Below are 10,426 nucleotides of genomic sequence, written 5' to 3' on the forward strand. Positions count from 1 at the left end.
CTTATACTTAACACAAAGAAATAAACATATTGGACAAATACTATCAAACAGCTAAATTTAAGGCAATTCTAAACACTTACAATGAATTGCTAAAGGGTAATAACAGTGGGACTCTTGATGCAGAAGACCTTACTGATATTTGCGAATATTATCATTACAAAGGAATGGTAAAAGAAATGATGTATACCCTAAATTATGCTATTAATATATTCCCGGGGGCAGTAGCACCTCTTGCTCTAAAAGCAAGGATAGAGCTTTTTAATAATAACGACATTAAGGCAGCCCTAACCTTAGCTGAAGAAATAGAAGATACTAATGACATAGAGTATATATACCTTATGGCAGAGATTTTGCTTTCACAAGATAAAGTAAATGAGGCTAACAGTTTTATAGAAGATAGGTATAACAACATTTTCGAACAACAAGAAAAAGATGAATACGCTATAGACATAGCAAACTTCTTTCTTGACTATTCAATGCCTTTATTAGCCAAAGCTTGGTTATCAAAAACAAATCAAAAAGACACAAAAGACTTTCATGAAGCAAGTGCTAGGCTATTAAAAGAAGAAGGTAAATACGAGGAAAGTGAAACTATTTATAATCACTTACTTGACAACAACCCTTACTCTATTGAGTATTGGAACGAACTTTCACAGAACCAAATCCTTCATAAAGATTATAATGGCGCAGTAAATTCCTGCGAATATGCTATTGCTATTAATCCTGAAGATGAAGACGCCATACTCAATAAAGCAACCGCATTATTTGCTTTAAACAATTATGATGATGCTCTAAAGTGCTATTACCGATACAAAGAAATTGTCTCCTTTGGAGATACCAGTTCTGTAGATATAACAATTGGACATATTCTTCTCTATCAAGGAAAAGAAAAAGAGGCTAAAAATTATTTTGAGCATGCCTACATGGTATCAGAAGATAAGCCTAACACTATGATACACATTGCTATATCGTCGTTTGAAAATGGCTATACTAATTATGCATATAACACTTTAAAGGCTGTTATTGGCAATTGTGATGAAAGGTGGAAAACAGGTTATGCCTATTTAGCACGATGCTGTTATGAATTAAAGTTAGAAGACGAGTTTAAAAAATATCTTGCCGTTGCTATAAAACGTAATCCTGATGAAAGCGTAGATCTTTTAGCTGATCTCTTCCCTGATGGAACTGATCCAAACAACTACCCTACCACACCTCTCTTATAATCTATCAAACAAAAAATAAATCTAAGAACTATTATGGGATTTATATCTTCGCTACTTTCTCAACTTAATTATGGATATATCTTTTTATTAATGTTATTAGAAAGTACTGTCATACCTGTACCATCTGAATTAGTAGTAGCTCCTGCTGCCTACCACGCAGCTAATGGCAATCTTAATGTATGGTTAGTTATTCTCTTTTCAACCTTAGGGGCAGCCATAGGGGCAAGTATCAACTACCTTGCAGGATACTACCTTGGACGACCCATTATATATAAATTTGCTAATAGCAAGTGGGGACGTGCTTGCCTTCTAACTCAAAATAAAGTAGAAAAAAGTGAGAAATATTTTGATACTCATGGTATGGTAGCCACTATTACAGGACGCCTCGTACCCGGAATCAGACATCTAATTTCTATTCCTGCAGGACTTGCTAAGATGTCATATTGGAAATTTTTATTATATACCATCATCGGAGCGGCTATTTGGCATAGCATCTTAGCTGCTTTAGGCTATTATATGCACAGCTTTGTTCCAGAAAAACAACTAAATAACAAAATAGAAGAATATGGCGAATATATCAAAATAGTCATCTTAATATTAGTAATAGCGGCATTATTATATATTACTATAAAATGGTATATAAAGCATCGCAAATCAAAATAATACTTTAAACATAAAAATGGCTGTAAATGAAAAATATATAGGAGACATTATAGGTGAAAATCTCCTATCAGACGAAGAAGAAGTTCAACTATCAAATCGCATAAAGATAGGTGATGCTAAGGCTTTAGAAAAACTAACTAAAGCTAATCTTACTTTTGTAGTATCCATTGCACACCAATACAAAGAACAAGGTTTAGATGAAGACGACTTAATTAGTGAAGGGAATATAGGAATGATGTATGCTGCACAAAAATTTGATGGATCTAAAGGAATACGTTTTGTCAAATTTGCTGCGCCATATATCCGCAAAGCAATTGAGAAATCTATAAAGGAGCAAACCACATTATATAAAGTACCTAAAAAAGAAAATAAACTTTTTGAAAAAAAACGTGCAAAACCTGTTTCCTTAGACCAGCCAATACCTGTAGGAAGTAATAATAAACTTACTTTACAAAACCTTATTCCAAATAATAACAACAAAGACACAGACGACAGCGTAAATAACAATATACTAAATACGATATTAATGCAAAGTATAAATTGCTTAAACGAACGTGAAAAAGCTGTAATAACACAATTGTATGGAATAAATGGTACGTCATTAACAATGGCAGAAATAGCCACCTCTTTAGGCTTAAAACGTGAACGTGTTAGACAAATTCGCAACACAGCTCTACGAAAACTATATCGTAAAATGCGATAACTAAGAAATAGATAATTCTACACTTTACTATTACACGTCATATAAAACTTTCTTTATAACATATATATATTACATATAAATATTAATCTTATTTAAACAGCTTTGCCAAAAAACTTGGCGTATATCCTTTTATACTTTTTATAACCTCCTCAGGAGTTCCTTGTGAAAGTATACGTCCTCCACATTTTCCCCCTTCAGGTCCCATATCTATAACATAATCCGCCATCTTTATAACATCAAGGTTATGTTCTATAATAAGTACTGTATTCCCCTTATCTACAAGTTTCTGTAAAACTTCCATTAATATGCGGATATCTTCAAAATGCAAACCCGTAGTAGGCTCATCAAGAATATAAAGTGTATTGCCTGTATCACGTTTTGATAATTCTGTTGCAAGTTTTACACGCTGACTCTCTCCTCCTGAAAGAGTTGTAGAACTTTGTCCAAGCTTAATATATCCTAATCCTACATCTTGCAATGTTTTTACTTTAGGTAATATTTGCGGAACACTTTCAAAAAAATCCACTGCAGTGTTTACAGTCATATCTAAGACATCTGCTATTGATTTTCCTTTAAAACGCACTTCTAATGTTTCGCGATTATAACGTTTACCATGGCATTTCTCACAAGGTACTATTACATCAGGTAAGAAATTCATTTCTATTGTTTTATATCCATTACCTCCACATGCTTCACAACGTCCACCTTTCACATTAAAAGAAAATCGTCCTGCTTTATATCCACGTATTTTTGCTTCAGGAAGTCCTACAAAAAGCTGGCGAATGTCCCCAAACACGCCCGTATAAGTTGCAGGATTTGAACGCGGAGTGCGTCCTATAGGGCTCTGATCTACGTCTACTACCTTATCTATATTATCTATTCCCTCTATTTTATCATACGGCATAGGCTTTTTTAAAGAGCGATAAAAATGGTGTGAAAGAATAGGTTGTAATGTTTCATTAATAAGAGTACTCTTTCCTGACCCTGACACGCCACTCACTACAACAAGTTTTCCTAAAGGCAATTCTAAATCTACTTTTTTCAAATTATTTCCTCTACAACCTATGAGTTTTATTGTTTTTCCATTCCCTTTTCTGCGCTCTTTTGGTATAGACAGCCTTCTTTCGCCATTTAAATATTGAGCAGTTAAGGTATGCGTTTTAAACATTTCTGCTGGTGTTCCTTGAAAAACTACCTCCCCTCCTTTACGCCCTGCTTTTGGACCTATATCAATAATCCAGTCTGCTGCCCGCATCATGTCTTCATCATGCTCCACTACAATAACAGTATTACCAAGATCCCTTAATTCTTTTAAAGAATGTATTAACCTTTCATTATCTCTTTGATGTAATCCTATAGATGGCTCATCAAGTATATAAAGCACATTAACAAGTTGGGATCCTATCTGTGTTGCTAAACGAATGCGCTGACTTTCCCCACCTGAGAGCGAACCACTTTGACGATTAAGCGAAAGATAATCTAAGCCAACATCTAACAAAAAGTCAATACGTTTACTTATCTCTTTAATTATTTCAGTAGCAATGTTTTTTTGCTTTTCGTTGAGATGTTCTTCTATATGTTCTACCCAGTTTTTTAAGTCTACTATATCCTTATTTGCTAATGTTGCAATATTACTATTCCAAAGCCTATATGATAATGCTTCTCTATTAAGACGCTGTCCTTTGCACTCTGGACATTCTATCTCCGAGATAAACTGATCTGACCATTTTTTCCCTACTAAAGAATCTTCAGCTTCAATAACTGCTCGCAAATATTTTATTACCCCATCAAATTCAACAAAATAATCCGATGAAGTCAGAACTATTTCTTTTGCTATTTTTATCTTCTCTATAGACCCATTTAATATTTCATCTAAACACTCTTTAGAAATATCTTTAACCGCTGTTTTTAATGTATAACCGAACTTTCTTAATATTGCTTCTATCTGCCAAAATATCATTTGCCTCTTATATCTCCCTAATGGGATAATAGCTCCTTCGTATATACTTAACTCTCTTTTAGGTATTACCTTTTTAATATCTATTTCATTAACATATCCTAAACCTTTACAACAAGGACATGCGCCTTCAGGAGAATTAAATGAGAAAATATTAGGTGCTGGATTTTTATAAGCTATACCAGTAACAGGATCCATTAACCTTTTAGAAAAGAATTTAGCCTCATTCGTCTCTTTATTTAAAATCATAATTAGACCATCACCTTGCTTCATTGCAATAGAAATTGTTTTTTCTAATCGTTCATGTAATGTGTTTATACACATTCCGCTGAGATCCATTTTATCAACAACTACCTCTATGTTATGGTTCTTATAACGGTCTACTTTCATTCCACGTGTTATTTCTAACACCTCTCCATCTACTCGAACATAAAGATACCCTTTACGGCGCATTTGTTCAAACAGCTCTCTATAATGACCTTTACGATTTCTAACAAGTGGAGCGAGAATAAATATCTTCTTATCAGAATAGTGGTTAATTATCATATCTATAACTTTTTCCTCTGTGTATTTCACCATTTTTTCTCCACTAATATATGAAAAAGCCTCTCCTGCACGTGCAAATAACAAACGTAAATAATCGTAAATTTCTGTAGTAGTGCCTACTGTTGAACGCGGATTCTTATTAGTCGTTTTTTGCTCTATAGCTATTACAGGCGACAAACCTATAATATTATCTACATCTGGACGTTCTAAATTACCAAGGAAATTGCGCGCATATGCTGAAAATGTTTCTATATATCTACGCTGTCCTTCTGCAAATATAGTGTCAAAAGCAAGTGAACTTTTTCCGGATCCAGACAGTCCTGTTAATACGGTTAATGAGTTTCGTGGTATTATTACATCTACATCCTTCAAGTTATGCACGCGCGCACCTAAGACTTCTATTTTTTCGTTCATTGTTTTCTTTTAATCTCCTTTATTTATATATATCTAAGCACCTGTACAAATAGAACTTTTAATTTTAATCATACAATTATTTATTATCGCTCTAACTAAGTAAAACTATGTTTGGTAAGATATAAGATAACTAGACAAAACCTATTTGTAATAAGATTTTATGCCTCTTTTATTTATATAATTGTACAAAATTACAAAAAATAGTTCTTCTATAATATAAGAGCTAAATAGTTTTTCTTATCTTTGTAGCCAAAAGACTAAAGAATGAGGTTTTATTATGAATCATTATTTTAAATATCTACTAACAATCTTGTTGGCACTCGTTTGCATATTTAGTAATGCTCAAACTACTAAATGGAAAAATATGCACCAAGTAGGTAAACATGAAACTATATTTGGCATTGCTAAAACATATAATATCAGTATTCAAGATTTAATTGACGCTAATCCTGAAATGAAAGTCCCAGGATACGAACTTAAAAAAGGAATATGGATCTTTGTGCCTTTTTCTAAATCTGGAGATAAAAATACACAAAACATTTTAGAAAAAAACAAAGCTAATATTATACCTATTAAAACTGTAAATGCAAAAGCAAATGTTATTAAGATCGGTGTGCTCCTACCACTACATAATAATGATGGCGATGGTAAACGCATGGTAGAGTTTTATCGTGGTATGCTTCTTGCCTTTAATGATCTCAAAAAAGAAGGATATTCTACAGATGTTCATGCTTGGAACGTACCTATAGATGCTGATATTGATAAGATCTTACAAGATAAAAATATATCTGAGATGAATATTATCTTTGGTCCTTTATATTCTAATCAAGTAAAAGCTTTATCCAATTTTTGTAAAAACAAAGGCATAAAAATGGTAGTTCCTTTTTCCATCAATGGTAATGAAGTTGCTGAGAATAGTAATCTTTTTCAAGTATATGAGAATGATAACTTACAAACTACTAAAGCTATTGCCGCTTTTTTAGAACGATTTCACAAATCACATCACCCTGTTTTCATCGATTGTAATGATAAAAACAGTAAGGTTGGATCATTTACTAATATTTTAAGAAAACAATTAGAATTAGAAAAAATAAGTTACGACCTTACTAATATAAACTCTTCTGATACTAACTTTGCTAAGCATTTCAGTAAATCGATGCCCAATGTCGTTATAATTAATTCAGAAAAAAGTCCTCAACTAAATGCTGTCCTTGCAAAATTAAATATACTAACAAAGACTAATCCCGGCATTGCTATCTCTTTATATGGTTATAATCAGTGGTTTATGTATCAAGATTATGATCTCGCCTCATTCTTCAAATATAATACATATATACCTTCTACTTATTATTATAATAAAAATTCTGATAAGACAAAGGCTTTCGAAAAGATCTATTTTAACACTTATGGCGAACCTATAAATAATATATATATTCCTCGCATAGCCATTAATGGGTACGATCAAATTCAATTCTTTGTGAGAGGATATAAAAAATTAGGATCTAATTTTAAAGGGCAAGCCTCAAGTATAAAATACAAATCACTACAAAATCGCTTCGATTTTGAGAAAATAGGGCAAGGAGGCTATCGTAATAAGTTCTTTCAATTAATACATTTCAAAAGTGACCAAACCTTAGAAAGTATAGTTTACTAACAATAATTTATTTACTACACTCACATTTTTTATATGACATTTCACAAAAAAATATTATTTTTTACTATCTTTTCTCTTCTTACTTTTACAACATCTTACGCACAAGTAGGTGAACATCGTAGCGTTTTTTCCTTAGGTATAAATGGTGGCTATATAGCTTCTAATATAGGATTCAGCCCAAAAGTAAATCAAAAGATGTACTTAGGTTATACAAGTGGACTTAGTTTGAGATATATTTGTGAAAAATATTTTAATACTATATGCTCTATTTACGGAGAAATAAACTATGCTAAACTTGGCTGGACCGAAGATATACAAACATCTAATAACCAACCTGTAATTAATAGCAATGGCAAAGCTGAATCTTATAAGCGTACTATCAACTATATTCAAATCCCCATCATGGCACATCTTGCATGGGGAAAAGAACAAGATGGTATTAACTTCTTTTTCAAAGCTGGTCCTCAAATAGGCTATTTCCTAAATGAATCAATCAATAAAAATTTTATTCAACCTAATCTTTCTAAAGATGGAACAGGCCGTTCAAGTAATATAATAGCGCAAGAGAAAATGCCTGTAGAAAACAAATTAGATTATGGAATTGCTGCTGGTATAGGTATTGAATATAGTAAAAAAAATATTGGACATTTTATCATAGAAGCACGCTATTACTATGGCTTAGGAAATATTTATGCAAATACAAAAAAAGATTACTTTGGAAAGTCTAATTTAAATAATATCATTATTAAAGCTACATATTTATTTGATTTAACTAAACCCCAATAATATTTATGTTTAAAAATCATCCTAAAGGTCTTTTACAGGCCGCATTAAGTAACATGGGTGAGCGTTTTGGATACTACATCATGAACGCAGTACTCATACTTTTTCTTTGTTCTAAGTTCGGATTATCTGATGGGAAAGCAGGAGCTATTGCCGCAGTCTTCTTAGCAGGTATTTATGTAATGAGCCTACCTGGTGGTTGGATTGCCGACCGTACACAAAATTATCAACGAACTATTCAAACTGGTATTATACTAATGGCAATTGGTTATGTGGCTCTTTCTATACCTATCTTAGCTACGCCACAAAATAACACATGGCTATTAGTCTTTACATGTATAGCCTTAGCTGTAATAGCTATAGGAAATGGATTGTTTAAAGGTAACTTACAAGCTATTGTTGGTCAGATGTATGATAACTTTGAATCAGACATTGCTAAAAATAATCCCGAAAAACTCAAATGGGCACAAGGGCAGCGTGATGCAGGATTTCAAATATTTTATGTTTTTATTAACATAGGTTCCTTAATTGCTCCTTTTGTCGCACCAGTGCTTCGTAGCTGGTGGCTACGCCAAAACGGATTAGAGTATAGCCCTAATCTCCCTGCTTTATGTCATAAATTTATAGAAGGGAATATTGGCTCCGATCTAAACAATTTAAGAGAACTTGTAACTGCTGTGGGTGGTAATGCTTCCGATTTAGCAACATTTTGTCCTAAATACTTAGATGTTTTCAATACTGGTGTTCACTATAGTTTTATAGTTAGTGTATTAATGATGGGAGTATCTTTAGCTATCTTTATGCTTTCAAAACACATGATGCCTATGCCGATTAAGAAAAAAGTTACTCATACTATCGAATATACTGCAGAAGAAAAAACAGCTATGGGCAAGGAAATAAAACAACGTATGTATGCTTTGATTGCGGTATTAGCTATTAGTGTGTTCTTTTGGTTCTCTTTTCATCAGAATGGACAAAGTCTTTCTTTATTTGCTCGCGACTTTGTTTACAATAAGACTATAGCTCCAGAGATTATGCAAGCTGTAAACCCTTTCTTCGTTGTATTCTTAACACCAATTATCATGTGGATATTTGCTTATTTTACTAAAATAGGGAAACCTATTTCGACACCACGCAAGATAGTATATGGTATGGGTATAGCAGGTCTTGCATTCGTGTTTTTAATGATATATTCTATAATACAAAAATATCCTTCTGCTGAAAACTTTCTAAAACTTTCTCCAGAAATAAGTAACGCCATGAAAGCTGGTCCTTGGCTACTTGTTGTTACATATTTCTTTCTTACAGTAGCTGAATTATTTATATCTCCACTTGGATTAAGTTTTGTAAGTAAAATTGCGCCAAAACATTTACAAGGTATATGTCAAGGTTTGTGGCTTGGTGCTACAGCATTAGGTAATCTACTATTATGGATCGGACCTTTAATGTATAATAAATGGCCCTTATGGCAATGTTGGTTAGTTTTTGCCATTGTATGTGTAATTTCCATGACTATCATGTTTAGTATGGTAAAGTGGTTAGAAAGAGTTACTAATTCTTAAAAAATAACTTTATCTATAATTATAACATAAGCATCCAATATTTGCCTTTTTCATACTGACAAATATTGGATGCTTTAATTATTTTTATACTTTGTTGTGCAATTATTTTTTTTTATTCAAAAATATAGCTGTCCGGTAAAACTTTTATTGATTTATATTGATACTGTCCTTAAAAGTGTGTAAGCTATTCTTCTCTTTTATCCTTTGTATTTCCATTTTCGTTTATATTCTTCCAGCTTTTAAACTGGTATATTTTCTTTTTGTGAGCATTTTTTGTTTCTTCCATTGCCACTGATGCCAAGAGAAATATGACAGCTTGTGCTGATGGCATGGATGTTCTCATATTGATAGTCCTTTTATACTTTCTGTTGAGTCTTTCAATCCAGTTAGTCGTGTATATACACCTTTGCACTTCTTTTGGGAAGTCCATATATGTGAAGTATGCCATATTTCTTTCTGCCTTGTATTTCTTAAGGGTTGGATACTTCTTTTCCCATCTATCAACAAAAGTAACAAAATGTTCATATCCCCACAAGGACTCCACACTATTATCTTCCATACGAAAGACTTCTGAGAATTCACTATCTATGGCGAAAACCTGTTGTTTGCTGTAGGAACGACCATAGACACACTCAGAAACCTCGCCTATCTGTTCTGTTGTGAGCCCCTTAGTATAAAGAAGGTTTAATAGACGTGCGCGTTCCTCGCTTTCGTTACGTATCAATCCAAGAATGACAGGGTAGAAATTACCACTACGGCTACGGGGAATGCGAAGAGAAAACTCAAAGCCATGACTATACCAGCGACGGCTACGAAAGCCATTGCTTTGTTCATCTTTGTTCTCACTGACGAATAATTCACGCTCGTGAAACATCAATGAATTCATGATTAAAGACTGAAGAGTTACAAAACCCTCACTAC

General features: G+C 32.9%; 8 protein-coding genes. 6 read left to right on the forward strand and 2 right to left on the reverse strand.

Annotated features, from left to right (window positions below; genetic code table 11):
• Nucleotides 1–29 precede the first annotated feature (29 nt).
• The 3 genes from F596_RS0107410 to F596_RS0107420 are packed head-to-tail and all read left to right on the forward strand — an operon-like array spanning nucleotide 30 to nucleotide 2,589.
• Nucleotides 30–1,223 (forward strand): tetratricopeptide repeat protein, encoded by a 1,194-nt coding sequence (locus tag F596_RS0107410; protein WP_019036448.1) that lies wholly within the window; start codon nucleotides 30–32, stop codon nucleotides 1,221–1,223.
• 33 nt (nucleotides 1,224–1,256) lie between these two features.
• Nucleotides 1,257–1,886 carry a DedA family protein gene (locus tag F596_RS0107415; protein WP_019036449.1) on the forward strand — a complete coding sequence of 210 codons (630 nt, stop codon included), beginning with the start codon at nucleotides 1,257–1,259 and terminating at the stop codon, nucleotides 1,884–1,886.
• Between the two features lie 16 nt (nucleotides 1,887–1,902).
• The gene (locus tag F596_RS0107420; RefSeq protein ID WP_019036450.1) at nucleotides 1,903–2,589 is read left to right on the forward strand and encodes a sigma-70 family RNA polymerase sigma factor; all 687 of its coding nucleotides are present in this window, start codon (nucleotides 1,903–1,905) and stop codon (nucleotides 2,587–2,589) included.
• 88 nt (nucleotides 2,590–2,677) lie between these two features.
• Here the strand turns inward: F596_RS0107420 and uvrA are convergent, their stop codons facing one another.
• Nucleotides 2,678–5,506 carry an excinuclease ABC subunit UvrA gene (uvrA, locus tag F596_RS0107425; RefSeq protein WP_019036451.1) on the reverse strand — a complete coding sequence of 943 codons (2,829 nt, stop codon included), beginning with the start codon at nucleotides 5,504–5,506 and terminating at the stop codon, nucleotides 2,678–2,680.
• A gap of 277 nt (nucleotides 5,507–5,783) precedes the next feature.
• Between uvrA and F596_RS0107430 the strand changes: the two genes are divergently transcribed.
• Genes F596_RS0107430 through F596_RS0107440 form a run of 3 tightly spaced genes read left to right on the forward strand, consistent with a single transcriptional unit; the run spans nucleotide 5,784 to nucleotide 9,505 of the window.
• The gene (locus tag F596_RS0107430) at nucleotides 5,784–7,160 is read left to right on the forward strand and encodes an amino acid ABC transporter substrate-binding protein (RefSeq protein ID WP_024992689.1); all 1,377 of its coding nucleotides are present in this window, start codon (nucleotides 5,784–5,786) and stop codon (nucleotides 7,158–7,160) included.
• A 33-nt stretch (nucleotides 7,161–7,193) separates the two neighbouring features.
• On the forward strand, nucleotides 7,194–7,946 hold the full coding sequence (locus F596_RS0107435) for a porin family protein (protein ID WP_008447573.1): 753 nt from the start codon (nucleotides 7,194–7,196) through the stop codon (nucleotides 7,944–7,946).
• Between the two features lie 5 nt (nucleotides 7,947–7,951).
• Entirely contained in the window at nucleotides 7,952–9,505 is a 1,554-nt protein-coding gene (locus F596_RS0107440; protein WP_008447556.1) for a peptide MFS transporter, read from the forward strand.
• Nucleotides 9,506–9,689: 184 nt separating this feature from the next.
• Here F596_RS0107440 and F596_RS10960 read toward each other — a convergent pair.
• On the reverse strand, nucleotides 9,690–10,426 hold a 737-nt coding region (locus tag F596_RS10960), incomplete at its 5' end, for an IS256 family transposase (RefSeq protein WP_051078042.1).

It is taken from the genome of Prevotella amnii DSM 23384 = JCM 14753 (assembly GCF_000378745.1).
GTDB classification, from domain to species: domain Bacteria; phylum Bacteroidota; class Bacteroidia; order Bacteroidales; family Bacteroidaceae; genus Prevotella; species Prevotella amnii.

Coding starts and splice junctions, on each gene's coding strand:
- F596_RS0107440 (WP_008447556.1), top strand. CDS start 7,952: ATGTTTAAAAATCATCCTAAAGGTCTTTTACAGGCCGCATTAAGTAAC.
- F596_RS0107420 (WP_019036450.1), top strand. CDS start 1,903: ATGGCTGTAAATGAAAAATATATAGGAGACATTATAGGTGAAAATCTC.
- F596_RS0107415 (WP_019036449.1), top strand. CDS start 1,257: ATGGGATTTATATCTTCGCTACTTTCTCAACTTAATTATGGATATATC.
- uvrA (WP_019036451.1), bottom strand. CDS start 5,506: ATGAACGAAAAAATAGAAGTCTTAGGTGCGCGCGTGCATAACTTGAAG.
- F596_RS0107430 (WP_024992689.1), top strand. CDS start 5,784: ATGAATCATTATTTTAAATATCTACTAACAATCTTGTTGGCACTCGTT.
- F596_RS0107435 (WP_008447573.1), top strand. CDS start 7,194: ATGACATTTCACAAAAAAATATTATTTTTTACTATCTTTTCTCTTCTT.